This is a genomic window from Mesorhizobium sp. BAC0120, from assembly GCF_033542235.1.
Taxonomy (GTDB): Bacteria; Pseudomonadota; Alphaproteobacteria; order Rhizobiales; family Rhizobiaceae; genus JAWRCU01.
Genome location: NZ_JAWRCU010000011.1, coordinates 203,879 through 229,380 on the forward strand (window position 1 = coordinate 203,879; position 25,502 = coordinate 229,380).

The 25,502-nt window shown below is 64.4% G+C and carries 20 protein-coding genes and 1 pseudogene; 14 read left to right on the top strand and 7 right to left on the bottom strand.

Features of this window, described 5'->3' with window-relative positions; genetic code table 11:
• The first annotated feature begins 91 nt into the window (after nucleotides 1-91).
• The 10 genes from SAZ10_RS23295 (at nucleotide 92) to SAZ10_RS23340 (ending at nucleotide 12,478) form a co-directional block, all read left to right on the top strand.
• Complete coding sequence (locus SAZ10_RS23295) at nucleotides 92-2,383, top strand: bifunctional salicylyl-CoA 5-hydroxylase/oxidoreductase (RefSeq protein WP_318611775.1); 2,292 nt, start codon at nucleotides 92-94, stop codon at nucleotides 2,381-2,383.
• Between the two features lie 190 nt (nucleotides 2,384-2,573).
• Entirely contained in the window at nucleotides 2,574-3,332 is a 759-nt protein-coding gene (locus SAZ10_RS23300; protein ID WP_318611776.1) for an SDR family NAD(P)-dependent oxidoreductase, read from the top strand.
• The gene (locus tag SAZ10_RS23305; RefSeq protein ID WP_318611777.1) at nucleotides 3,326-3,802 is read left to right on the top strand and encodes a MarR family winged helix-turn-helix transcriptional regulator; all 477 of its coding nucleotides are present in this window, start codon (nucleotides 3,326-3,328) and stop codon (nucleotides 3,800-3,802) included. The genes SAZ10_RS23300 and SAZ10_RS23305 overlap by 7 nt, the downstream gene beginning before the upstream one ends.
• Nucleotides 3,803-3,813: 11 nt before the next feature.
• On the top strand, nucleotides 3,814-4,617 hold the full coding sequence (locus SAZ10_RS23310; RefSeq protein WP_318611810.1) for an enoyl-CoA hydratase family protein: 804 nt from the start codon (nucleotides 3,814-3,816) through the stop codon (nucleotides 4,615-4,617).
• Nucleotides 4,618-4,853: 236 nt separating this feature from the next.
• Entirely contained in the window at nucleotides 4,854-6,002 is a 1,149-nt protein-coding gene (locus SAZ10_RS23315) for an acyl-CoA dehydrogenase family protein (protein WP_318611778.1), read from the top strand.
• Nucleotides 6,002-7,654 carry an AMP-binding protein gene (locus tag SAZ10_RS23320; RefSeq protein ID WP_318611779.1) on the top strand — a complete coding sequence of 551 codons (1,653 nt, stop codon included), beginning with the start codon at nucleotides 6,002-6,004 and terminating at the stop codon, nucleotides 7,652-7,654. The genes SAZ10_RS23315 and SAZ10_RS23320 overlap by 1 nt, the downstream gene beginning before the upstream one ends.
• Before the next feature lie 244 nt (nucleotides 7,655-7,898).
• The gene (gene kynU / locus SAZ10_RS23325) at nucleotides 7,899-9,092 is read left to right on the top strand and encodes a kynureninase (RefSeq protein WP_318611780.1); all 1,194 of its coding nucleotides are present in this window, start codon (nucleotides 7,899-7,901) and stop codon (nucleotides 9,090-9,092) included.
• Nucleotides 9,089-9,928: a tryptophan 2,3-dioxygenase gene (gene kynA / locus SAZ10_RS23330; protein WP_318611781.1), complete on the top strand. Its 840-nt coding sequence runs from the start codon at nucleotides 9,089-9,091 to the stop codon at nucleotides 9,926-9,928. The genes kynU and kynA overlap by 4 nt, the downstream gene beginning before the upstream one ends.
• Before the next feature lie 31 nt (nucleotides 9,929-9,959).
• A complete protein-coding gene (locus SAZ10_RS23335; RefSeq protein ID WP_318611782.1) occupies nucleotides 9,960-10,355 on the top strand; it encodes a RidA family protein in 396 nt (131 codons plus the stop codon).
• Nucleotides 10,356-10,510: 155 nt separating this feature from the next.
• Nucleotides 10,511-12,478 (top strand): 3-hydroxyacyl-CoA dehydrogenase NAD-binding domain-containing protein, encoded by a 1,968-nt coding sequence (locus tag SAZ10_RS23340; RefSeq protein WP_318611783.1) that lies wholly within the window; start codon nucleotides 10,511-10,513, stop codon nucleotides 12,476-12,478.
• 357 nt (nucleotides 12,479-12,835) lie between these two features.
• Here the strand turns inward: SAZ10_RS23340 and SAZ10_RS23345 are convergent, their stop codons facing one another.
• The 5 genes from SAZ10_RS23345 to SAZ10_RS23365 all read right to left on the bottom strand — a co-directional run bounded on the left by SAZ10_RS23345 (nucleotide 12,836) and on the right by SAZ10_RS23365 (nucleotide 18,512).
• Nucleotides 12,836-13,471, bottom strand: a complete 636-nt coding sequence (locus tag SAZ10_RS23345) for an antifreeze protein (RefSeq protein ID WP_318611784.1) — start codon at nucleotides 13,469-13,471, stop codon at nucleotides 12,836-12,838.
• Between the two features lie 474 nt (nucleotides 13,472-13,945).
• A complete protein-coding gene (locus SAZ10_RS23350; protein ID WP_318611785.1) occupies nucleotides 13,946-14,455 on the bottom strand; it encodes a hypothetical protein in 510 nt (169 codons plus the stop codon).
• A 227-nt stretch (nucleotides 14,456-14,682) separates the two neighbouring features.
• On the bottom strand, nucleotides 14,683-16,698 hold the full coding sequence (locus SAZ10_RS23355) for an acyltransferase family protein (protein WP_318611786.1): 2,016 nt from the start codon (nucleotides 16,696-16,698) through the stop codon (nucleotides 14,683-14,685).
• Nucleotides 16,699-16,896: 198 nt separating this feature from the next.
• Entirely contained in the window at nucleotides 16,897-17,301 is a 405-nt protein-coding gene (locus tag SAZ10_RS23360) for a GFA family protein (protein ID WP_318611787.1), read from the bottom strand.
• Between the two features lie 119 nt (nucleotides 17,302-17,420).
• Nucleotides 17,421-18,512: an LLM class flavin-dependent oxidoreductase gene (locus tag SAZ10_RS23365; RefSeq protein ID WP_318611788.1), complete on the bottom strand. Its 1,092-nt coding sequence runs from the start codon at nucleotides 18,510-18,512 to the stop codon at nucleotides 17,421-17,423.
• A 167-nt stretch (nucleotides 18,513-18,679) separates the two neighbouring features.
• On the opposite strand from SAZ10_RS23365, the gene hrpB reads away from it, so the two are divergent.
• From hrpB to SAZ10_RS23380, 3 genes are all read left to right on the top strand, one after another.
• A complete protein-coding gene (gene hrpB / locus SAZ10_RS23370; protein ID WP_412535281.1) occupies nucleotides 18,680-21,280 on the top strand; it encodes an ATP-dependent helicase HrpB in 2,601 nt (866 codons plus the stop codon).
• Nucleotides 21,281-21,340: 60 nt separating this feature from the next.
• Nucleotides 21,341-22,666, top strand: a complete 1,326-nt coding sequence (locus tag SAZ10_RS23375; RefSeq protein ID WP_318611789.1) for an ActS/PrrB/RegB family redox-sensitive histidine kinase — start codon at nucleotides 21,341-21,343, stop codon at nucleotides 22,664-22,666.
• Nucleotides 22,667-22,952: 286 nt separating this feature from the next.
• Nucleotides 22,953-23,519 (top strand): ActR/PrrA/RegA family redox response regulator transcription factor, encoded by a 567-nt coding sequence (locus SAZ10_RS23380; RefSeq protein ID WP_318611790.1) that lies wholly within the window; start codon nucleotides 22,953-22,955, stop codon nucleotides 23,517-23,519.
• A gap of 6 nt (nucleotides 23,520-23,525) precedes the next feature.
• Here the strand turns inward: SAZ10_RS23380 and SAZ10_RS23385 are convergent.
• Nucleotides 23,526-24,505, bottom strand: a pseudogene (locus SAZ10_RS23385) (aldo/keto reductase).
• On the opposite strand from SAZ10_RS23385, the gene SAZ10_RS23390 reads away from it, so the two are divergent.
• A complete protein-coding gene (locus tag SAZ10_RS23390; protein WP_318611791.1) occupies nucleotides 24,504-24,653 on the top strand; it encodes a hypothetical protein in 150 nt (49 codons plus the stop codon). The pseudogene SAZ10_RS23385 and the gene SAZ10_RS23390 sit on opposite strands and share 2 nt — an antisense overlap.
• 51 nt (nucleotides 24,654-24,704) lie before the next feature.
• Here SAZ10_RS23390 and SAZ10_RS23395 read toward each other — a convergent pair whose 3' ends face one another.
• Entirely contained in the window at nucleotides 24,705-25,205 is a 501-nt protein-coding gene (locus SAZ10_RS23395; protein ID WP_318611792.1) for an MmcB family DNA repair protein, read from the bottom strand.
• Nucleotides 25,206-25,502: the final 297 nt, after the last annotated feature.

The window sequence follows — 25,502 nt, forward strand, 5'->3', positions numbered from 1 at the left end:
AGGGAGGCGCCAGCGTTTTTGCGAAAACTTTAAGCTTGAAATATCACCCCTCACGCGCGATAAGAATCAGAACAGAAGAGGAGATCGCACGATGAAGGTTGCGGTTCTCGGCGGCGGTCCCGCCGGCCTCTATTTTGCCATTTCGATGAAGCTCCGCGACTCCTCGCATGAGGTGACGGTGATCGAGCGCAATCGCCCGGACGACACCTTCGGCTGGGGCGTCGTGCTTTCGGCAGAGACGCTGGAGAATCTGACGAAAAACGATCCGGTGAGCGCCGTCTGGATCAGGCGCTATTTCGCCTATTGGGACGACATCGCCGTCTACCACAAGGGCGTCCGCACGGTTTCGACAGGCCATGGCTTCTGCGGCATCGGCCGCAAGCGGCTCCTGATGCTCCTACAGCGCAGGGCGCGGGAACTCGGCATCAAGCTCGTCTTCGAGACGGAGATCCCGGACCCCAAGCCTTACATGGAGACGCATGATCTGGTGGTCGCGGCCGACGGCCTCAACTCGCGCTCGCGCGCCACCTTCGCCGAAGTGTTCAAGCCCGACATCGACGTGCGCAAATGCAAGTTCGTTTGGCTCGGCACCCAGCAGAAGTTCGACGACGCCTTCACCTTCATCTTCGAGGAGACCGAGCACGGTTGGGTGTGGGCGCATGCCTACCAGTTCGACAAGGACACCGCGACCTTCATCGTCGAATGCAGCCAGGAAACCTGGGAGAAATTCGGCTTCGGCGAGATGACCAAGGAAGAGTCGATCGCGACCTGCGAACGGATCTTCGAGAAATATCTCGGCGGACATCATCTGATGTCCAATGCCGGTCATATCCGTGGCTCGGCCTGGATCAATTTCCCTCGCGTGCTCTGCGAGCGCTGGTCGCACAAGAATCTGGCGCTGATGGGCGACGCCGCGGCGAGCGCGCATTTCTCGATCGGCTCCGGCACCAAGCTCGCGCTCGAAAGCGCCGTGGCGCTCGCCGACTATGTTCATTCCGAGCCGAGTCTCGAAGCGGCCTTCGAGAAATATGAAAGCGCGCGTCGCACGGAGGTTCTGAAGCTGCAGTCGGCGGCTCGCAACTCGCTCGAATGGTTCGAGGAGGTGGAGCGCTATCTCCATCTCGACCCCGTCCAGTTCAACTATTCTCTGCTGACGCGCTCGCAGCGCATCAGCCATGAGAATCTGAGGCTCCGCGATCCCGAATGGCTGGGCGACGCCGAAGCCTGGTTCCATCGCCAGGCCGGCAACACCGGCAATGTGCGGCGCGCGCCGATGTTCGCGCCGTTCAAGCTGCGCGAGCTGAAGCTCAGGAATCGCGTCGTGGTATCGCCCATGGCGCAGTACAAGGCCGTCGAAGGCTGCCCGACCGACTGGCATTTCGCGCATTATGCCGAGCGCGCCAAAGGCGGCGCCGGCCTGATCTATATCGAGATGACCTGCGTCAGTCCTGAAGGCCGCATCACGCCGGGCTGCCCCGGCTTCTATGCGCCCGAGCACGAGCTGGCCTGGAAGCGGCTGGTCGATTTCGTGCATCATGAAACCGAAACCAGGATCTGCGCCCAGATCGGCCATTCCGGGCCCAAGGGCTCGACCCAGCTCGGCTGGGAGGAATCGGACGCGCCGCTCGCCGAGGGCAACTGGCCGGTGATGGCGGCTTCCGACGTGCCGTGGTCGCCGCGCAACCAGGTGCCGAAGCCGATGACTCGCGCCGACATGGACATGGTGCGCGACCAGTTCGTGGCATCGGCCGAGATGGCGGAGCGCTGCGGTTTCGACATGCTGGAGCTCCACGCCGCGCATGGCTACCTGCTCTCATCCTTCATCACCCCGCTCACCAATCGGCGCACCGACGAATATGGCGGTTCGCTCGAGAACCGCATGCGCTATCCGCTGGAGGTCTTTCAGGCTGTGCGCGCGGTGTGGCCGGACGAGAAGCCGATCTCGATGCGCATCTCGGCCAATGACTGGGTGGGCAGCGAGGGCGTGACGCCGGCCGAGGCGGTCGAGATTGCCCGGCTTCTGCAGGCCGCCGGCGTCGACATTTGCGACGTATCGGCCGGCCAGACCACGATCCTCGCCCGCCCGGTCTATGGCCGCATGTTTCAGACGCCTTTCTCCGACCGGATCCGCAACGAGACCGGCATGGCAACGATCGCGGTCGGCAATATCTACGAGCCGGACCACGTCAACTCGATCCTGATGGCCGGCCGCGCCGACCTCGTCTGCCTCGCGCGGCCGCATCTCACCGATCCGTATTGGACGCTGCACGCAGCCGTTGCGTTGGGCGATCGCGAGGTGAGATGGCCGGACCCGTACCTCCGCGGCCGCGATCAGATCTATCGGCTGGCCGAGCGCAGCGCGACGATGGGGCTGAAGGTATGAGCGCGACGCCGGCATTTCCTTCTCCCCGTTCACGGGGAGAAGGTGGCCCGAAGGGTCGGATGAGGGGCAGCGCCAGCCCTGAAAGGTATGTGCTGCCCCTCATCTGCCTGCCGGCATCTTCTCCCCGTGAACGGGGAGAAGACAGCCTGCACCGGCGCCGCGCCTCTCGATCCTTTGCAGGTGGCCGCTCATGATCCCCTTCCGCCACGCCCTCGTGACAGGCGGCGGATCGGGCGTCGGCAAGGAGATCGCGCTGGCGCTTGCCGGCGCAGGCCTCGACGTCACGATCTGCGGACGCCGCGAAGCGCAGCTTGCTGAAGTGGCCCGCGAGGACGGGCGCGTCTTCCCGGTCGTCGCCGACGTGACCGATGAAGCCTCCATGGCCGCGCTCTATGAGAACGCCGAAGCCGCACGGGGGCCGTTCGACATCGTCGTGGCGAATGCCGGCATGGCGTCCAGCGCCCCGGCCTTCAAGGTCTCGCTCGCCGACTGGCAGCGCACGCTCGACGTCAACCTCACCGGCGCATTCCTCACGGTGAAGCCTGCGCTGGCCGGCATGGCCAAGCGCAGGAAGGGCAGGCTCGTCTTCGTCGCTTCGACCGCCAGTCTGAAGGGCTACCCCTACACCGCGCCCTATGTGGCGGCCAAGCATGGCGTGCTTGGGCTGATGCGGGCGCTGGCTGTCGAGATGGTGAAGACCGGCATCACCGTGAATGCGGTCTGCCCGGGATTCGTCGAGACCGACATGCTGGAGGAATCGGTCCGGCGCGTCGTCGAGAAGACCGGCCGCAGCCATGCCGACATCCGGGCAGAGTTTCGGAAGGACAACCCGCAAGGCCGTTTCATTCAGCCGCAGGAGGTTGCGGCCACGGTGCTGTGGCTGGTGAGCGAGGAAGCGCAGTCGATAACCGGTCAGGCGATTTCGATCTCCGGGGGTGAGACATGGTGAGCGCACCGCTTCCCGCGCCCGGCAAATCCGGCGACAGCAAGGAGAGGCTGCGGCTCTGGATCAGGCTGCTGCGCGCCTCGCGTACCATCGAAGCGGAGCTGCGCGAGCGGCTGCGCAAGGAATTCGACACCACCCTGCCGCGCTTTGACGTGATGGCGGCGCTCTACCGGCAGCCGGAAGGCATGCTGATGAGCGATCTGTCGCGCTTCCTGCTCGTCTCCAACGGCAATGTGACCGGCATCGTCGACAGGCTGGTCTCGGAAGGATTGGTGATGCGCGCAAGGCGCAACGGCGATCGACGCACGTCGATGGTGCGGCTGACGGAGGCGGGGATCGACGCTTTCCGCAACATCGCCACGGCGCATGAAATCTGGGTCAACGAGCTGCTCGGCAGCGTCGGAGAGGACGATACGCGTCGCCTGGCGGCGATGCTGAAATCCTTCCGCAGCAATTGGGAGGGACGTGAATGAAACCTGCGCAAATGGCGGGGCTGAAGCCGAAGCACTTCCTGTGGCTGGTCGAAGGCAAGATCGCGCGCATCCGCCTCAACCGACCGGAGCGTAAGAACCCGCTTACGTTCGAGTCCTACGCCGAGCTCCGCGACATGTTCCGCTACATGGTCTTTGCCGACGATGTCGATGCCGTGACGTTCCTGCCCAATGGCGGCAATTTCTGCTCGGGCGGGGATGTGCATGATATCATCGGCCCGCTGGTCGGGATGGACATGAAGGAACTGCTTGCCTTCACGCGCATGACCGGCGACCTGGTGAAAGCCATGCTCCATTGCGGCAAGCCGATCATTTCCGCCGTCGACGGCGTGGCGGTCGGCGCCGGCGCGATCATCGCCATGGCATCCGACATTCGCATCGCGACGCCCGAGGCCAAGACCGCGTTTCTCTTTACCCGCGTCGGGCTTGCCGGCTGCGACATGGGCGCTTGCGCGATCCTGCCCCGCATCATCGGCCAGGGCCGCGCCGCCGAGCTTCTCTATACCGGCCGCACCATGTCGGCAGCCGAGGGCGAACGCTGGGGCTTCTACAACCGCCTTGTCGATGCGGCCGCGCTGGAAGCCGATGCGCTCGACATCGCCCAGCGCATCGTTTCTGGTCCGACCTTCGCGCACGGCATCACCAAGACGCAGCTCAACCAGGAATGGTCGATGGGCCTCGACCAGGCCATCGAGGCCGAAGCCCAGGCGCAGGCGATCTGCATGCAAACCAGGGATTTCGAGCGCGCGTATCGGGCCTTCGTGGCGAAGGAAAAGCCGGTGTTCGAGGGGGATTGAGGTGGGAGCGGCGCTCCAGATGGTTGGATTGGCGGGACAGTACCCCCCTCTGTCCTGCCGGACATCTCCCCCACAGGGGGGGAGATTGGCTGTCATCGAGGATTTCGCCAATCTCCGAATCTGGCGACTAGCGAAACCAAAGCGGCCGTCCAATCTCCCCCCTTGTGGGGGAGATGTCCGGCAGGACAGAGGGGGGCAACGTAGGGCGGCGACATCGACACGGGGACGCGCAAGCCATGCCTGACCGCACCTTCCTCACCTGGCCCTTTTTCGACGACCGGCACCGCGAATGGGCCGACCGCCTGGAGGCCTGGTGCCAAGAGAACCTGCCGGTCGCCCACCACGATGTCGACGCCGCGTGCCGAGAACTCGTCGCAAGGCTCGGCCGCGGCGGCTGGCTGATGCCCACCGCGCTCGACCCGGCCGACCCGAAGCCGCTCGACGTTCGTACCCTTTGCCTCACCCGCGAGACGCTTGCCCGCCATGACGGTCTGGCCGATTTTGCCTTCGCCATGCAGGGGCTCGGCACAGGCGCGATCAGCCTCTATGGCACATCCGAGCAGCGGCAATGGCTGCAGAGGACGCGCAAGGGTGAGGCGATCGCCGCCTTCGCTCTCTCCGAGCCGCGCTCCGGTTCCGATGTGGCAAACATGGACATGGCAGCCACGCGCGACGGCGACAGCTATGTCCTCACCGGCGAGAAGACCTGGATCTCCAATGGCGGCATCGCTGACTTCTACATCGTCTTTGCCCGCACCGGCGAGGCGCCTGGCGCAAGGGGCATCTCTGCGTTCCTCGTGCCGGCCGACGCGAAGGGCCTTGCGGTGGCCGAACGGCTCGAGGTGATCGCGCCGCATCCGCTTGCCCGTCTCTCCTTCGACGAGGTCCCCGTGCCGGTCTCGGCGATGATCGGCAAGCCCGGCGAGGGCTTCAAGATCGCGATGTCCGTGCTCGACGTGTTCCGTTCGACGGTTGGTGCGGCAGCCCTTGGCTTCGCCCGGCGCGCGCTCGACGAGAGCGTGAAACGTGCCGCGGAGCGGCGGCTTTTCGGGGCGCCCATGGCCGAGCTGCAGATGGTGCAGGGCCACATTGCCGAGATGGCGCTCGACGTCGATGCAATGGCGCTGCTGGTCTACCGCGCCGCCTGGACGAAGGACATGGGCGCGCCCCGCGTCACCCGCGAGGCAGCGATGGCCAAGCTCTTCGCCACCGACCGCGCCCAGGAGGTGATCGACAGGGCCGTCCAGCTTCACGGCGGTGACGGCGTTCGGCGCGGCCACATCATCGAGAGCCTTTACCGCGAAATCCGCGCGCTGCGCATCTACGAGGGCGCCTCGGACGTTCAGAAGGTGGTGATCGCGCGGCAGGTCATGGGAGGAAGCTGATGAGTGCGATGATGAATGGGAGCGATCTAACGACCCTCGGCCCCACCGCCCACATCGACACCTTCACGCGCGACAACCTTCCACCGCCTGGCGAACGGCCGGATTTCCTGCTCGACGGCTTCGATTATCCCGAGCACCTCAATGCCGGCGTCGAATTGACCGACCGAATGGTCGAGAAAGGCTTCGGCGACCATACGGCCCTGATCGGCAATGGCCGCCGGCGCACCTATAAGGAGCTCTCGGACTGGACGAACCGGCTGGCCCACGCGCTGACCGAAAATTATGGCGTCAAGCCAGGCAATCGCGTGCTGATCCGCTCGGCCAACAACCCGGCCATGGTCGCTTGCTGGCTTGCCGCCACCAAGGCTGGTGCGGTGGTGGTCAACACCATGCCGATGCTGCGTGCGGGCGAGCTCACCCAGATCGTCGACAAGGCCGAGATTTCGCTGGCGCTTTGCGACACCCGCATCAAGGACGAACTCGTCGGATGCGCCAAGGAAAGTCGGTTCCTCAAGCAGGTGGTCGGCTTCGACGGCACAGCCAACCATGATGCCGAGCTCGACCGCGTTGCGCTCGACAAGCCGGTGCAATTCGATGCCGTCCGGACCGGCCGCGACGACGTCGCGCTGCTCGCCTTCACCTCCGGCACAACCGGCGTGCCGAAGGCCACTATGCATTTCCACCGTGACCTTCTGATCATCGCGGACGGCTACGCGAAGGAGGTGCTGGGGGTCACGCCCGACGACGTCTTCGTCGGCTCGCCGCCGCTTGCCTTCACCTTCGGCCTCGGTGGGCTGGCGATCTTCCCGTTGCGCTTCGGCGCGGCCGCGACGCTGCTCGAAAATGCCTCGCCGCCGAACATGATCGAGATCATCGAGAAATACCGGGCCACGATCAGCTTCACGGCGCCCACCGCCTACCGCGCCATGCTCGCTGCGCTCGACAAGGGCGCCGACCTTTCGTCGCTCCGCATCGCAGTCTCGGCCGGCGAGACGCTGCCGGCGCCGGTGTTCGAGGAATGGGTGAAGAAGACCGGCAAGCCTATCCTCGACGGCATCGGCTCGACCGAGATGCTGCACATCTTCATCTCGAACCGGCTGGACGACATGGCGCCCGCCGCGACGGGCAAGCCGGTCACCGGCTACGAGGGAAAAATAGTCGACGAGGATATGAACGAGCTGCCGCGCGGCGCGGTCGGCCGGCTCGCAGTGCGCGGCCCGACCGGCTGCCGCTACATGGCCGACGATCGCCAAAAGAACTACGTCCGCAACGGCTGGAACCTCACCGGCGATTCCTTCGTGCAGGACGAAGCCGGCTATTTCCACTTCGCCGCTCGCTCGGACGACATGATCATCTCCTCCGGCTACAACATCGCCGGGCCGGAGGTGGAGGCCGCGCTTCTTGCGCACGCGCATGTCAGGGAATGCGCCGTGATCGGCGTGGCCGACGAGGAGCGCGGCCAGATCGTCGAGGCGCATGTCGTGCTGGTCGAGGGCGTGGCGCCCGATGCGCTGACAGCGAAGCTGCTGCAGGACCACGTCAAGGCAACGATCGCGCCTTACAAATATCCGCGCTCGGTGAAGTTCACCGAGGCGCTGCCCAAGACGCTGACCGGCAAGATCCAGCGCTTCAGGCTGCGGGAGGGGGGATGATGATTGCCTCCGCGTATCGAAAGCCATCAAGGCTGGCGGGACAGCGCCCCCCTCTGTCCTGCCGGACATCTCCCCCGCAAGAGGGGAGATTGGACGGCCGCTTTGCTTTCGCCAATCGCCAGCGTTGCAGGTTGGCGAAACCAACAATGACAACCAATCTCCCCCCTTGTGGGGGAGATGTCCGGCAGGACAGAGGGGGGCGCTGTCCCGCCAACGTTTCAGTGGGACGGGAGCACACCTATTCATGACCGACTTCGCCGCCACCCGCGCTCTCTTCCACATCCCCGACGGGGTCATCTACATGGATGGCAACTCGCTCGGCCCGCTGCCGAAGGCGGCGAAGGAGCGCGTCGCCCGCATGATGCAGGACGAATGGGGCGGCCAGCTCATCAAGGGTTGGAATTCGGCTGGCTGGTTCGTGCAGCCGCGCCGGGTCGGTGACCGGATCGGCAAGCTGATCGGCGCGCCCGAAGGCACCGTCGTCATGGGCGATACGCTGTCCATCAAGGTCTACCAGGCGCTCGCAGCCGCCCTCGAGCTCAATCCGCGCCGCCGCGTGATCCTCTCCGACAGCGGCAATTTTCCTTCCGATCTCTATATGGCCCAAGGGCTGACAGAGCTGCTCGACGGCGGCTACGTGCTCGACATCGTCGAGCCGGAAGAGATCGAGGAGGCGATCGACGATACGATCGCCGTGCTGATGCTGACCGAGGTCGATTATCGCACCGGCCGCCTGCACGATATGAAAGCGCTTACGGAGAAAGCGCACGAGCATGGCGTGCTCACCGTCTGGGATCTCGCCCATTCGGCCGGCGCGCTTCCGGTCGACGTCACGGACGCGCAGGCCGACTTCGCGGTCGGCTGCACATACAAATATTTGAATGGCGGCCCCGGCGCGCCAGCCTTCATCTATGTCGCCCCGAAATATGCCGATCGGGCCCGGCCTGCTTTGTCCGGCTGGATGGGGCACGAGGCCCCCTTCGCTTTCGATCTCGATTACCGGCCGGGCTTCGGTATCGAGCGCATGCGCTGCGGCACCCCGCCTGTTATCGCGCTGACGGCGCTCGAGGCCGCGCTTGACGTCTGGGACGGCGTGTCTATGGACGATATCCGCGCGGCCTCGATCGGGCTTGGCGATCTCTTCATCCGTGAGGTCGAAGGACGTTGCCCGGAACTGACGCTTGCTTCGCCACGCAGCGGCACCAGGCGCGGCAGCCAGGTCTCGTTCCGGCACGAGCAGGGCTACGCCATCATGCAGGCACTCATCGCCCGCGGCGTCATCGGCGACTTCCGCGCGCCGGATTCGATCCGCTTCGGCTTCACGCCGCTCTACCTCGGCGAGGCCGACGTGCTGAAAGCCGTGGACACCCTGGCCGACATCATGGCGAACCGACTGTGGGATCGGCCGGAATACCACGAGAAGGCGGCGGTCACATGAGCGGCAAGCCTTACGACCCTGCGCGGGACGGCGCCGAGATGTCCTTCAAGGACCGCATGTCCTACAGCGACTATCTCAGGCTCGATCGGGTGCTCGATGCCCAGCAACCGCTCTCCGACGCCCATGACGAGCTCCTGTTTATCATCCAGCACCAGACGTCCGAGCTGTGGATGAAGCTCGCAATCCACGAGATCCGCTCGGCGATGCGCGCGATCCGCAACGATGACCTCGAGCCCGCTTTCAAGATGCTGACCCGCGTCGCCCGCATCTTCGAGCAGCTCAACAATGCCTGGGACGTGCTGAGGACGATGACACCCAGCGAATACACGGAATTCCGCGGGGAGCTCGGCCAGTCCTCGGGCTTCCAGTCCTGGCAGTATCGGGCGATCGAGTTCCTCGCCGGCAACCGCAATCTCGCGATGCTCGGGCCGCACACCCATCGCAAGGACGTGATGGCAGCGCTCGAGGAGATACTTGCCGAACCCAGCCTCTATGACGAGGCGCTGCTTCATCTGGCGCGCAGCGGTTTCGACATCGGCGCGGATGCCGAGCGCACCATCTGGCGCGAGCCGCGCGCCGAGAATGCGAAAGTGCTCGCGGCATGGAAGACAGTCTACGCGGCGCCCGGAAAGCACTGGATGCTCTACGAGCTCGCGGAGAAGCTTGTCGATTTCGAGGATTATTTCCGCCGTTGGCGCTTCAATCATGTCACCACGGTCGAGCGCATTATCGGGCTGAAGCGCGGCACCGGCGGCACGGCGGGCGTCGCCTACCTGCGCAAGATGCTGGAAGTCGTGCTTTTTCCCGAGCTTTGGAACGTGCGGACCCAACTCTAGACGATGGATAAAACTGTTTTGGGGAGTCGAAATGCATAGCATACTGCAGCCGGAAGGCTGGGCGAAACCGGTTGGCTACGCCAATGGCATTGCCGCGCGGGGGCGGCAGATCTTCGTGGCCGGGCAGGTCGGATGGACCGGACAATGCCGATTCGAGACCGATGACTTGGTCGGCCAGGTGCGCCAGACGCTGCAGAACATCGTGGCCGTGCTCGCCGAGGCGGGCGCCGGGCCCGAGCACCTCACCTCCATGACGTGGTATTTCACGGACAAGGCCGAGTATCTCGCGAATTTGAGAGGGATCGGCGAGGCCTACCGGGAGGTGATCGGTCGGCATTTCCCTGCCATGGCCGCGGTTCAGGTGGTGGCGCTGGTCGAGGACCGCGCAAAGGTGGAGATCCAGGCGACGGCCGTCGTGCCGGAGTGAACGACGCTTCATCTGTCGCGCCTCGCGCATAGGACCGAACCAAAGGACCGCGTCAGCTAAAAGTGCCCAACGGTTTTCGGACAAATCCGATGCGTAAACAAATTTAGTGCCCTAGAAGACGCCTCGTAGAGAAGAGGCGAATCGTAGGCTGCCGGATGAGCATCACTTTTTCCCAGACCGTCTCCGGTGAGCTCCGCGACGGCGTTCTTATCGTCACGATCGACAATCCGCCCGTGAACGCCGCCTCCGCCGACATGCGCGCCGGCCTGGCCGCGGCCATCCGCCATGCCGGCGAGACGGAGACGGTACGAGCGGCGGTTGTCACGGGCGCCGGCCGCAATTTCGTCGGCGGAGCCGACATCAGGGAATTCGGCGCCCCTATGGCCGAGCCCACCTTGCCTGAAGTGGTGGCCTCCATCGAGGAGAGCGGCAAGCTGGTCGTGGCGGCGATCAACGGCGCCGCTCTCGGCGGCGGTCTCGAGATAGCGCTTGCCTGCCACCATCGCATCGCAGCAGCCGACGCGAAGCTCGGCCTTCCCGAAGTGAAGCTCGGCATAGTGCCGGGCGCGGGCGGCACTCAGCGCCTGCCTCGCCTTGTCGGGCCTGCTGCCTCCGTCGAGCTGATCGCGACTGGTCGCATCGTGTCGGCTGACGAGGCCCTCGCCCTCGGCTTCGTTGACCGTGTCGTGGCACGAGATCCCGTGACTGAAGCGCTCACGGCGGCACGCAACCTTGCCGGCCGGAAGCTGCGCCGCACCGGCGCGCTCGACGTGTCCGCGGCATCGGCCGAGGCGGTGGAGCAGGCGGCGGCCAAGGCGCTGTCCAGGGCGCGCGGACAGGAGGCGCCCGTCGAGGCCGTACGCCTCGTGCGTTCCGCCGGGCAACGGCCGCTCACGGAAGGGCTGGCCGACGAGCGCGCGACGTTCCTCAGGCTTCGCGATTCCGAACAGGCGAAAGCCCTGCGCCATGTCTTCTTCGCCGAACGCGCAGCCGCCAAAGTGCCCGGCGTCGAAGGCGTGGAGCCGCGGCCCGTGCGGATCGTCGGTGTGGTCGGAACCGGCCTGATGGGCTCCGGCATTACGGTCGCGGCGCTCGGGGCAGGCTACCACGTCATAGCCGTCGAGCAAACGGCGGAAGCTGCGGCTAAGGGACGGGAGCGGATCAGTGGGCTTCTCGATCGCGCCATGCAGTCTGGCAGGCTCGATGCGGCCGGGCGTGCCGAGAGGTTAGCGCGCCTTTCGATCGGCGCGGACATGGCGGCGCTCGCCGAAGCCGACCTCGTCATAGAGGCCGTGTTCGACGACCCCGCCGTGAAGACGGAGCTTTTCAGGCAGCTTGACGGCATCGTGCGCCGCCGCGCGATCCTTGCGACCAACACCAGCTATCTCGACCCTGACGTGATTGCCGCTGCAACGTTGCGGCCGGAACGAGTGCTTGGCCTGCACTTCTTTTCGCCGGCTAATATAATGCGGCTGCTCGAAGTCGTGCGCTGCGCGAAGACGGAGCCCGACGTGTTGGCAACCGGCCTTGCTTTCGCGCGCCGGCTCGGCAAGCTGCCCGTCGTCTCCGCCGTCTGCGAAGGTTTCATCGGCAACCGCGTCTTCTCGGCCTACCGCCGCGAGGCCGAGTTCCTGGTGGAAGACGGCGCACTTCCCCATGAGGTCGACGCGGCAATGGAGGCCTACGGCTTCGCCATGGGCCCCTTCGCAGTCTCTGACCTCGCCGGGCTGCAGATCGCCTGGGCGCGCCGCAAGCGCCAAGCTGCGACACGCGATCCCGGGGAACGTTATGTCGATATCGCCGACCGTCTCTGTGAGGCCGGCCGTTTCGGGCAGAAGTCCGGTCGCGGCTGGTATGTCTATAGCGGAGGCAAGCGCGCGGTCGATCCTGAGGTGACTGCCTTGATCGACGCTTCGCGCGCGGCCAAGGGTGTTGTCCCTCGCGCCGTCCCGGCCGAGGAGATCGTTTCCCGTCTCCTTGCCGCCATGGCTGCCGAGGGAAAGGCAATCCTCGCCGAGCATATCGCCGAACGCGACAGCGACATCGACCTGGTGATGATCAATGGCTACGGCTTTCCCGCGCATAAGGGCGGGCCGATGTTCGCGACAGGTCAAGTCGCTTAGAGCGGCGTGCGTTCAAGTTGGATCGCCACGCAGCTCTATCTCTTTCTTTGCGCATCGCCGAAAAGCGCTACGCACTTTTCGGTCCGATGCTCTCGATTTTCGACAAACCCGAAGTAAAGCTGCTATACTAAGAACATCTGCCCGCTCTTCCATAAGGCGGGCGGGAGGACGTCCAAACAGAAAGCCCGCCGGCGCGGGGAGTGCGGCGGGCCCTCCGGAGCCGAGTGCCCAAGCCCATGAAGGTCACTCGGCTCTACTTCCCAGCCTAACATTTGTTAAGCGATTTAGTTCCAGGCGTTCTCTGAAGATTTCGCATGGAAGCGGCCGCACCGCGTCAGGACGCGGCCGCGTTCGGCATCAGCCCTTCAGCTTGGCGTTGCAGAGGCTGTAAAAGCCGCCGCCCTTCTGTATCCATTTCAGGCCGCCGAGCGTGTTGTTGTTCTTGTTCGCGTAATACTGGTCGAGGCAGGTGTGCATCCGTGCCTTGGCCGGTGTCTCGCTCGCATATTTCGCTGAGACGCTGCTCGGGAACGAGACGCCCTTCGGTGCAGCGGTGGTGGCTGCGGGCGGCTCCTTCGTGTCGTTGGACGTGAGCGCTTCCGGATCGGCGCCCGGGCCGCACTCCGCCTTGCGGAAGTCGTTCCATTTGAGGGTGGTGGCATTTGCCTCCTGCGCAGCTTTGAACTTCGCGCTGCACTGGGTCATGTTCAGGCCCTTGGACTGGCCAGCTGCCGCGGTCTGCGGCTTCGCAGTCGAGGTGCTGGCTTTGGTGTCGGGCTTGGCCGGGTTAGGCGTGGCAGCGGCCGCGGTGGCATCCGCGCCGCACTGGGCCTTGCGGAAATCGTTCCACTTCATATTGCCGAGCGTGCCTGCTTCTTTGGCGGCATTATATTTCGCGCTGCATTCCTTCATCGTCAGCGCATGCGCGGGTGCGATGGCGAGCGGGGAAGCCAGCGCCAGGCTGGCCAACAGTACAAGACGGGTGATAGGCATGAGGAGGCTCCTTGCTCAGGTGTTCCTGAGGCTCGACCGGCCCCCTCGCCGTTCACTCCGGCCTGCGCAGCTCCGCGCAGCCGGTGATACACCTCGGCCATGGCCTCGGGGCGTGAACGAGAGTTCGCGCAAGGCAAGGCTACTTCACGCAGCCTCCGTTGCATAGTAGCGACAGCTAAATCTAGCGTTGTTGCGGCTCGGCGAAATTCGCGGGCGAAATGACATGCCTGTCGCCAGTTCCGCGCCCGGGTAGATGCAGAGGACGCTCGGCACTCTCCAATCCGTGCGGCAAAAAGCAAGGAGCAGGATGAGGGACCGTTCCCTTCCTGCTCCTCGAGACGTGGCGGCCAGATGTGAGTGGCGTGCGTTCAAGTTGAAGCGCCAGACCGCACTTTCACTCACCCGGTACTCGGTTCGGTCTGATGCTCTATACGAAAACGGCCATCCTCCATGGGCCCACGGCCGCTTTCCAGATCAGCTCTTCAGCTTCGTGTTGCAGAGGCCGTAATAGCCGCCCCCTTTCTGGACCCATTTCAGGCCGCCGAGCGTCTTGTTGTTCTTGTTGAGGTGGTACTCGTCGAGGCAGGTATGCATCCGCGCCTTGGCCGGCGTCTCATCCGCATATTTCGACGAGACGCTGGTGGGGAAGCTGACTTCGCTCGGGACCGCGACCATCGCAGCGGCAGGTTGCTTGAAATTGACGGCAGAGGTCGCCTCCATCTGACCGGTCGTGCTCTCGGCTTTGGCGTTGGAGGCCGCCGCCTTCTCGTCGGGCGCGGCTGCATCGGCGGCGGCAGCATCGGCATCAGAGCCGCACTGGGTCTTTCGGAAATCGTTCCATTTCATGTCGCCGAGCGTGCCGGCTTCCTTGGCGGCACTGAACTTTGCGCTGCAGTCCTTCATCGTCAGCGCATGCGCGGGCGCGATTGCGAGTGTGGAAGCCAGCGCAAGGCCGGCCAACAGGGCAAGACGGGTAACAGGCATGAAAGGCTCCCAAGTTGGATGTTTCAAACGTATCCCAGCCGAAAGCTCCGTCACGCAGTGCGATGACGATGCCGATATCGGCTTACTATCGATCCGGGTGGACGGCGCTGCAGTCATCTGCCAGCCATGTCCGGCCCCCCTTTCGATATAGAACGAAAAGAGAACAAATCTGTCAAGCGAATTTTCAACCGCAGGTGGAGTGACTCGTCCCGAATTGGCCCTGACGCCTATTCACTTTTTGCGGAACGATCCTTGGCAGCTGCAGTGAAAGTGCCTCCGAAAATCGCACGTTCCAGGGGGCTCGCCAGTATTTCGGCATAGGGTGTCGCGATGTGGTGACGGTCTCGGATGGTCAGCTTGCCGTCGATCATGGCGTGACAGAGGGTGTCGCTACAGAAGAAGCCCGTCATGTCGACAAATCTCGCGTTTCGGATGCTCGAGACGATTGCCTTCTCCGTCACAGCGTCCTCTTCGTCGATCGCGATTGACCGAGGGGTGTCGCAGACTGAAGGATTTCTGTTCTGCCAGAGCGCCCGGGCCACGCATTTGTCGAGAAAGGATGTATGGGTGGGGACATCACGAAGGTAGACGACGTGGATGCCGGCATCGCTCAGCTCCTGAACCGTCGATTTTACGCCCCGCGCCCACTCCGCCCTGCGAGCCGGGATCTCAGACGGCGAGCCGACCTCCTCATCGAGATGGTTGATGGAAATCTGGGAGAGGATCACCATCTGCGGCCTCATCGCGATGATTTCCTTGAGCGCACGCTCCCGCCAGTCGTTGCACTCGGTATATTCACGCTTCAGCTTGTTGTCCCTTGTCGATACCCGCGTCGCCCGGCAGGATGATTTCATGTAGGTAACGAGCCGGAAATTCTCCTTCTTTGCGATCTCGATCAGCGGTGTCGACCAGTGGTCCGCATGGGAGTCACCGAACAGGACGATCGTCTCTTTTGAGGATGGCGAGCCGAACACGCAGGCTTTCGGCTGGACGGTAAGCAGGTCGGCCACGCAGCCTGCGTCGGTCTGGCGGGCGGTCGAGTCGCGCTCCGCGGTTTCCGCGATCTTCTTCAGCTGCGGCGTGAGATTGTGGCCTGCGAGCGCAACGCTCGCATAGGCGACGACGGCGCCTCCCGCCGTGAGCAGCGTTGCCAGGCCGAGCGAGCGAGCGGTGCTGGCGACGAGCCAGATGTTCCGGCGGACGGGGTTCTCGACGAGATGGTAGCTGGCAAAGGATAGCGCGAAGGTGAGCGCGAGACATAGCAGGCGCTGAAGACCCGTCAGATCAGGCACGAGCATCGCCGCGTAGACAATGACCGGCCAATGCCAGAGATAGAGCGAGTAGGAGAGCTTCCCCACCCATTGAATTGGTCCAAGTGCAAGGATCGCCCTCGGCCCCCACTTGCCCTCATGCATACCGCTCAACAGTACCATGACCGTCCCGGCCACCGGGGCGAGCGCGATGAAGCCAGGGAAGGGCATCTCTTCCGTGATCGTCAGATAGGTCGTGGCGATCAGCGCGAGCCCGAGCCAGCCCATGACAGGTGAATAAGGGAAACGCTTCGCCCAGGCGCCGGACATCGCCATCGAGGCTATGCCTCCGACGGCAAATTCCCATGCGCGGAACGGGGAGAAATAGAATGCCCAGGGCTGCGAGACTTCGGTCAGCCAGGCGCAAACCGCAAACGAGACGACAGCGACCGCAGCCATCGCCAGCGACACGCCGTGCCGGCCGAGCCTCAGCCGGGAAAACAGGATAAGCAGCGCCGGCCAGGCGAAATAGAACTGTTCTTCAACCGACAGCGACCAGAAATGGATGAATGGGTTGTTTGAGGCATCCTGTGCGAAATAGTCGAGCGACCAGCGGATCAGCCAGAGATTGATGACATAGGTCGAAGCGAACAGCGCCCCTTTCGAGTAGAGCTGCTGCTCCGAGGGTGCCAGGATGAAGTAGCCGACCGCAAGCGTCGCCACGATGACGAGGATGGAAGCGGGTAGCAGCCGCCGCGCGCGGCGCGCATAGAAGCGCCAGAGATCGACCGTTCCGTGCCTGGCGATCTCCTGCTGCAGCAGCTGCGTGATCAGATATCCTGAGATCACGAAAAAGATGTCGACGCCGGCGAAACCGCCGGGCAGGCTGGTCATCCCCAGATGGAAGGCAACTACGCCGAGCACGGCGAGAGCGCGCAAGCCTTCGATGTCGGGTCGAAACTGCTTCGGCTCGGCGACGGTAACTGCACTCATCTATTCGGCTCACTCCAGGCGGAAGGGAGCCCCCCTTCATTGGTTCGACCTAGGGGAGTGCGGGGTAAGGGCCAGCGTTTTTTGATGCACTGCAACACAAGTTGAACTGAGTGGCGCCTTGGCGGGTGGCGTCACTCGCCTCCGAAACGCACGAGCGCGCGCATCTCCTTGTCAGCAGATCACGCCCGCCGCCGCGTCTCAGTCCGAGTGCTGCATGGCCGTGTCGCAAAACGGCGCAACCCAAACATGCCGTCTTCGCTCCCAAACCGAGTGTTGTGGTGCCGCAAAGGTCGGATCGGCAAATGATCCCACAGCCACAGCTATCATGCCGGGAAGTGCCTCCGCCTCCCAATACACCGTCGAGCCGCAGGTCGGGCAGAACCGGAAGGTTACGGAACGGCCGGAGCCGGAAAGGCGAGTGAAATGCGTAGTGGCGCCAGAGATCGAGATGATCTGCTCTCGTTTGAAAAACGCCTGGTTGCCGAACACGGCTCCGGTCCTGCGCTGGCACTCGAGGCAGTGGCAGATTGCAGTTCTCGCAGGTTCACCAGCGCAAGCGACCTGTAGACTTCCACAGCTGCACGATGCACGGCGAGTGGTCATGGGCGCTCGCTCCTGACTCGAAGGTGCTGTTACGGCCCGTTTACTTTCAAATGCTGCCGCCAGGCCAATCAATGAACCGGCGGCATGGGGCGGCTGCACCTGCTCGGGCACGCCCCGAGCTACTCGCGGTAGCCCGCCTCCTTGAGCAGTGGCAGCACGCGGTCGCAGAAATATGGCAATTCCTGCGTATAGTTGACGAAGGAGAGAGCAATTCCCTCATAGCCCTGGTTGGCTATCCCGATCATCGCGGCGGCGATCGTCTCGGGCGTTCCGACGAGAGGATAGGTGCCCGCGCCGCCGGCGAAGCGCTGCCGGTATCGGTCATACGCGTGGCGGTCGTGCGATTGCGAGAATTCCTTCTTTCCGGCCATATGCGCATCGACTGCTTCGTGGTCGGCCATGGTTACCGCATAGCGCCTGTAATAGGCTTCGGCCTCCTCCGACGTCTCGCGGCACACGACATGTGCTACCGTATAGGCGCCCACGCTGCGGCCGTTCTTCTCTGCTCTCTCGCGGATGTCGACCACATGCTTTCCCGCGTCGGCTATTTCGGAAAAAGTGGTGAAGAGATAGTCGCATTTGGCGGCCGCAAAGTCCCGCCCGGGTCCGCCGAATGCGGCATTCATGGTCACGGGGCGCGGCTCCTGCACGCTTGCGGGTCGGCTGACGGCCTCCTTGAGGCGGTAGTAGGTGCCTTCATGATCGAAGGGCTCGACGGCCGTATAGAGCCTTTCGACAATGTCCAGCCACTCGGTCGCCTGGTCGTAGCCCTTCTCGACCAGCGGCGTGCCGAACATGCCGAATTCCTTCGGGTTCCAGCCGCAGACGATATTGAGCCCCGCACGGCCCTTGCTGATGTGGTCGACGGTGGCAAGCGCCTTTGCTGCGTAGAGCGGGTGGACGAGCGGCACGTGCACGGTCATGAACAGGCCGATCTGTTCGGTCGCCGCTGCGAGCCCTGCCGCCCAGGTGAAGGTCTCGAACGACCACTCGCGCACCTTGTTCTTGCCGCCGAAGCCCTTCCAGCGCGCGATCGGCAGGAAGAACTCGAGTCCGGCGCGGTCGGCGATCTGTGCGGCGGTCAGATTGTCCTGCCAGCTTGCCGTCCAGCGCTCGGGCACGTCGGTGATGGCGAGCCCGCCGTCGGCATTGGTCGAGAAGACGCCGAGCTTCAGCTGGTTCGGCCCCTTCAGTGGATGCGGTTTCGCCATCGCTGGATGTCCTCCCTGGGCGGCACGCTAAAACCGCCCCGAAATATTTCAAGCATGAAATAGCAGCAACGCTGCGTAAACGGAGGGCCGGCGGACATCGCCGCCGGTTGCGGCTTGCCTCCCGGCACTGATATGCCGCTGCGCAGCCGAAAGGAGCGGCGGAGCAGTTGACGAAAACGGCCGACGACATTTCTGTGCGCAACAGCCTGCCCGACCTGCCTGTGCGCGAGGTCCTGCCTCACCTGCTGTTGGCGCTCGCGACCAGGCCGAACGCCGTGCTGATCGCGCCGCCGGGCGCCGGCAAGACAACGGTCGTGCCGCTCGCGCTGCTGGAGGCAACCTGGGCGCAGGGCGGCCGCATTTTGCTGCTTGAGCCGCGCAGGCTAGCCGCTCGTGCAGCGGCGCGCCGCATGGCTTCCCTGCTAGGCGAGGAGGTCGGCGGCACGGTCGGCTACGCCATGCGCATGGAGAGCCGGCAGTCGAAAAACACACGCATTCTGGTCGTCACCGAAGGCATTCTTTCCCGCATGATCCTCGACGACCCGGAACTCTCCGGCATTTCAGCGATCCTGTTCGACGAGTTCCACGAGCGCTCGCTCGACGGCGATTTCGGCCTGGCGCTCGCGCTTGACGTGCAAGGTGGATTACGGCCCGACCTCAGGCTGCTCGTCATGTCGGCGACTCTTGACGGCGCGCGCGTCGCCGGTCTGCTCGGCGATGCGCCGGTACTGAACAGCGAGGGCCGCAGCTTCCCGGTCGAACTGCGCTATCGAGAGCGGCCGGGCACTTTGGCCGTCGAGGACGCTGTCGCAAGCGCGATCCGCGAAGCGCTGGCGACGGAGGAGGGTAGCCTGCTCGCGTTCTTGCCCGGCCAGCGTGAGATCGAGCGGACGGCCGAACGGCTCGCGGGTCGGGTCGCTGCCAATGCCGATGTCGTGCCGCTCTACGGCAATCTCGACGGCAAGGCGCAGGATGCAGCGATCCGCCCGGCACCGGCGGGCCGGCGCAAGATCGTGCTCGCTACCTCGATCGCCGAGACCTCCATCACCATCGACGGCGTGCGCGTGGTCGTCGACAGCGGGCTGTCGCGGCTGCCGAAATATGAGCCGGCGACCGGCATCACGCGGCTGGAGACGGTGCGCGTCAGCAGAGCTTCCGCCGACCAGCGTGCCGGCCGCGCCGGGCGAACCCAGCCGGGCATCGCGATCAGGCTGTGGCGCGCCGAGCAGACTTCTGCGCTGCCGGCCTTCGCGCCGCCGGAAATCCTCGAGGCGGACCTTTCCGGCCTGGTGCTCGACTGTGCCGCCTTCGGCATAGCCGAACCTGCCACGCTCTCCTTCCTCGACCCGCCGCCGGCCCCGGCACTAAATGAAGCACGAGCGCTGCTAACGACGCTTGGCGCGATCGATGGCGAAGGCCGCATCACCGAGGACGGCCACGCGATGCGTCGGCTCGCTCTGCCGGTGAGGCTGGCGCATATGGTGGCAGTATCCGCGAAGTCGGGCCATGCGGCGGAAGCTGCCCGGCTTGCGGTGCTTCTCACGGAGCGCGGCCTTGGCGGCGACAGCGTCGACCTCGAAAGGCGGCTCTGGCGTTTTGCGGAGGAGAAATCGCCGCGCGCCAATGCGGGGCGGGATTTGGCAGAGCGGCTTGCGCGCAATGCGGCAACGCAAGGCGCCGCCCCTCACCCTTACCCTCTCCCCGCAAGCGGGGAGAGGGGGGCACCAGCGTCTATGCCCCCCTCTCCCCGTTTACGGGGAGAGGGTAAGGGTGAGGGGCAGCGCCAGCTTCAAAACACTGGGCTCTCCGCCGGCTCCCTCCTGATCCACGCCTGGCCCGATCGTGTCGCCATGGCCCGCGGCGAGCGCGGCCGGTTCGTGCTCTCCAACGGCCGCGGCGCGGTGATCGACGCCGTCGACCCGCTCGCAGGGGAAAGGTTCCTCGTCGTCGCCGACCTGCAGGGCAAGGCGCAGAACGCCCGCATCACCTCCGCCACTGCCATCGCCGAAGGCGAAATCCGCGCGGCGCTCGCCGATCGCATCGAACGGAAGACCGAGACGCTGTTCGACGTCGAGCGGCGCGCGGTGCGCGTGCGTGAGACGGAGCGGCTTGGCGCCATGGTGCTTGCTGAACGCCTGCTGCCTGCCCCGCGCGGTGCCGAGGCCGACCGCGCCGTGATCGAAGCACTCCGCGAGCACGGCCTGTCGCTGCTTCCGTGGGACAAGGAGGGCGAGACGCTCCGCCACCGGCTCGAATGGCTGCGCCGCGGACTGGGCGCGCCGTGGCCCGAAATGTCGGACGAGGCGCTGACGGCCTCTCTCGAAGATTGGCTGCTGCCTTTCCTGTCGGGCGAGGCCAATCTCGCCCGCATCGATACGGCCTCGATCCGCTTCGGGCTGATGTCTCTCGTGCCGCATGATTTGCAGCGCAGGATCGACAGCCTCGCGCCGACCCATTTCGACGCGCCCTCCGGCAGCCGAGTGCCGATCCGCTATGACGGCGAGCGGCCGGTGCTTGCGATCCGCGTCCAGGAGCTGTTCGGGCTGGATCGTCACCCCACAATCGCCAACGGCACCGTGCCGCTGACGCTCGAGCTGCTCTCGCCTGCGCACCGGCCGATCCAGACGACTCAGGACCTGCCCGGTTTCTGGCGCGGCTCATGGGCCGATGTACGCTCGGAAATGCGCGGCCGTTACCCGAAGCATGTCTGGCCGGACAACCCCCTCGCCGCACAGGCGACGAGCCGCGCGAAGCCTCGCATCAAATAGGCCCAGCCGCGCGAAGCGCGCAACAAATAGGCGTTGGCGAAGAGGCCCGGAGAGAAGCATATGAAGCTCATGCAGCTGCCGCGCACATCGGACCAGCAGGCCAGCAACCGCCTGAGGCTCAACACGCTGATCAGGCTGCGCTGGCTGGCGATCGTCGGCCAGAGCGCTGCCGTGCTGATCGTCGGCTATGGCTTCAACTTCCCGCTGCCGGTCAGCCTGTGCTTCCTGCTGATTGCGGCCTCCGCCTGGTTGAACGTCGTGCTTGCGCTGCGCTACCCGGCCGCGCATCGGTTGGGGCCGCTGTCCGCGCTCGGCATATTGATGTTCGATGCCATCCAACTCGCCGGCCTTCTCTATCTGACCGGCGGCCTGACCAACCCGTTCTCGGTGCTGATGACGGTGCCGGTCGTGATCTCCGCAACCTCCCTGCCGATCAGGCTGACGGCCATCATCGGCGGCTTCGTCGTGGCGGCGGCAACTTTCCTGATGTTCTTCCACATGCCGCTGCCCTGGTACCCCGGTAATGAGCTCGCCATGCCCTTCATCTATGTGGCCGGCATGTGGGTGGCGGTAGTCTCCAGCATCGCCTTCACGGGTGTCTATGCGTGGCGCGTTGCCGAGGAGGCGCGGCTGCTCGCCAATGCGCTCAATGCCACCGAGCTCGTGCTGCAGCGCGAGCAGCATCTGTCGGCGATCGACGGGCTGGCGGCTGCCGCCGCGCATGAGCTCGGCACCCCTCTCGCAACGATAGCGCTCGTTGCCCGCGAGATGGAGCGCACGCTGGGCAGCGATACACGCTACCGAGAGGACGTGACGCTGCTGCGCAGCCAAAGCGAGCGCTGCCGCGAGATCCTGAAGCGGCTGAACAGCCTGTCATCGGAAATGGATACGCCGCTGATGCGGCTGCCGCTCACTTCGATGATAGAGGAGGTGATCGCGCCGCATCGCGATTTCGGCATCAAAATCACGCTGGAGCCCTTGGAGCGGGGCGGGCGCGAGCCGGTCGGCCAACGCAAGCCCGGCGTCATCTACGGGCTCGGCAACCTCGTCGAGAACGCCGTCGATTTTGCCAAGGCCAATGTCTGGGTGCGCTGGCGCTGGAACGACGCAATCGTCAGCATCACCATCACCGACGACGGACCGGGATTTCTGCCGGACATCATCGATCGCATCGGCGAGCCCTATATGTCGACGCGGCAGGGCACGGAGCCAGGCGGCGGGCTTGGGCTCGGCCTCTTCATCGCCAAGACGCTGCTCGAGCGCTCGGGTGCTGCGCTCGAGTTCCGCAATTCCTCCGAGGCGGGGGAGGGTGCCGTGGTCGAGATCACCTGGTCGCGCGATGCATTTGCCGCGCCGGAAGCGCAAGCCGAAGAGGCGGCAAGCTGAGCGATCAGCGGCGTGACTCGAGAAGGATTGCTCCGCGGCTAGATCTCTTTGTTAGCGCATCGGATTTATCCGAAAACCGCTGCGCGGCTTTCGGTCCGATGCTCTCGAGCATTTGCAGCCAAGTGGAATCACTTGGCGTTGCACAAATGCGGCAAAGACAAACAGATAGAGCGGCAGCCCGGATTCATCCGGGCGTCAGCCGCTCTAAGGGTTGGATAGCTGACCCTGAGGGAATATATGTCGGCTGAAGATCGTATACAGGAATAAAGAAGGTCCGGAACCGGCAATGAACAACGAGACGGAAGTCCGCGAGGCGAAGGAACTCGGCGACGACAAGACGCTTCTCATCGTCGAGGACGATAAGCCTTTCCTGACGCGTCTTGCCCGCGCCATGGAAAGCCGCGGCTTTGCCGTCGACACGGCCGAGAGCGTCGAGGAAGCCGTGCAGAAGGTGCGGGCGAGTGCGCCGGCATATGCCGTTATCGACATGCGGCTCGGCGACGGCAATGGCCTCGACGTCGTCGAGGCGATACGCGAAAAGCGGGCGGATTCGCGCGCGATCATCCTGACCGGCTACGGCAATATCGCGACGGCTGTCACTGCCGTGAAGCTCGGCGCGGTCGACTACCTGTCGAAGCCGGCCGATGCCGACGAGATCTATGCCGCGTTGACCCGCACGGACAATCAACGCGTCGCGCCGCCGGAGAACCCGATGTCGGCCGACCGCGTGCGCTGGGAGCATATCCAACGTGTTTACGAGATGTGCGACCGCAACGTCTCGGAAACGGCGCGCCGGCTCAACATGCACCGCCGCACGCTGCAGCGCATTTTGGCGAAGCGCGCGCCGAGGTAGTTCAGCTCAACTGAAGCCCACCACCGCATGCGGCACGTAGGGTTCCTCGAGCAGCGCGATCTCTTCTGCGCCCAGCGCCAGCTCCAGCGCGGCGATCGCATCATCGAGATGGGCTGACTTCGATGCGCCGACGATCGGCGCCGAGATCTCCGCCTTGGCAAGCACCCAGGCGAGCGCCACTTGCGCGCGCGATACGCCGCGCTGCTTAGCAATTCCCGCAACGCACTCGACCACCTTCTTGTCCGACTCCGCGGTGCGCTCATAGAGCGTCTTGCCGAACTGGTCGGTTTCCGAACGGTGCGTGGTGTCGTTCCAGTCGCGCGTGAGCCGGCCGCGAGCCAGCGGGCTCCATGGGATCACGCCGATCCCTTCCTCCCTGCAGAGCGGCAGCATCTCGCGCTCCTCCTCGCGGTAGAGCAGATTGAATAGTTCTGCATGGTGACGAACCGCGTCCAGCCATGCGCCTCGGCCGTGTAGAGCATCTTCGCGAACTGCCAGGCATGCATGGAGGAGGCGCCGATATAGCGCGCCTTGCCCGCCTTCACCACGTCGTGCAGCGCCTCCAGCGTCTCCTCGATCGGCGTCGTGCCGTCGAAGCGATGGATCTGGTAGAGGTCGACATAATCCGTGCCGAGCCGCTTCAGGCTTGAATCGATCTCAGTCATGATCGCCTTGCGCGACAGGCCGGCGCCGTTGGGCCCGGGCCGCATCCGGTTGAACACCTTGGTGGCGATCACCACCTCTTCGCGGCGCGTGAACTCGCCCAATGCACGGCCGACGATCTCTTCCGAGGTGCCGTCCGAATAGACATTCGCGGTATCGAAGAAGTTGATGCCCGCTTCCACCGCCTGCCGGATGATCGGCCGGCTCTGCTCCTCGTCGAGGGTCCATTCATGGCTGCCTCGCTCGGGAATCCCGAACGTCATGCAGCCGAGGCAGATGCGAGATATGTCGAGGCCGGTAGAGCCGAGCTTGGTGTACTTCATGGAGGACTCCTTTTTAGAGCATCGGGCCGAAAACGGTGCAGCGGCTTTCGACAAATCCGATGCGGAAATAGAGAGATCGAGCGGCGTGACGACCCAATTTGAACACACGCCGCTCTCGCGCATGGAGCAGCGGGCGATCGGTATCTAGCGCGGCCCGGTCGATTGTCCGCTACCGGTCCACATGAATCTCCGCCTGGTGTCAGTCGCTCTCGCCGTCGAGCGCGGCAATCGGCACGCCGGCCAACTCTGCGGCAAGGAGGCGCGCTGCCCCGGCTCGGGCAAAGCGCAGCATCATCGCCCTGCGCGTGGCCCCGGCCATGCGGTGCTCGGGGGCTTCGCGCAGGACCTCCGCGCCATAGCCGTCGGAAAGAATGAAGCCGCATTCTTCCGGGAATATCTCGGCCGGAACTTCGGGATGGCTGGCGAAGAAGAAGCGGTCCGAATGCAGCCGGTAATCGGGCCATTTGCGGTCGACGCGGAAATCCTCGATCGAGGATTTGATCTCGATGATCCATATGTCGCCCTGGCGAGTGAGCGCCACGAGGTCGGCGCGCCGTCCGGTTGCAAGCGACAACTCGGGGATGACATGCGCTCCCATCTCGCAGAGCAGTCGCTGCACTCCGCGGCGGATGATCATGGCCCGCTCCGATTGCCGGCCGTCGATCAAGGGATTGGAAGGTAGAGCCTGGATGATGGGCATGCGCGAAATCTGCCATTTTTCAGCCGCCGCTTGAAGCCTTGTCCGCAAAGGGGGCGCCGGCCGCCAGCCGAATTGGTAATAACTCGTTAAGCAATCCTGGATTGCCGCATTGATTTTACATGGTTTTTTCGAAAGGCCAAAGTGGCCCTGTTGCCGAAATGCCATAGTGGGCCGTTTACCGTGTTTCAGGTTGCCCTTAGGGCGCTCGCGGCGCTTGGCAAGCAAACTGTTTGCAACTTATGAATGCTTCCAAGGATGGCTCGAATCGAGCCGGGTCTGGCGTATTTCAGGATAGAC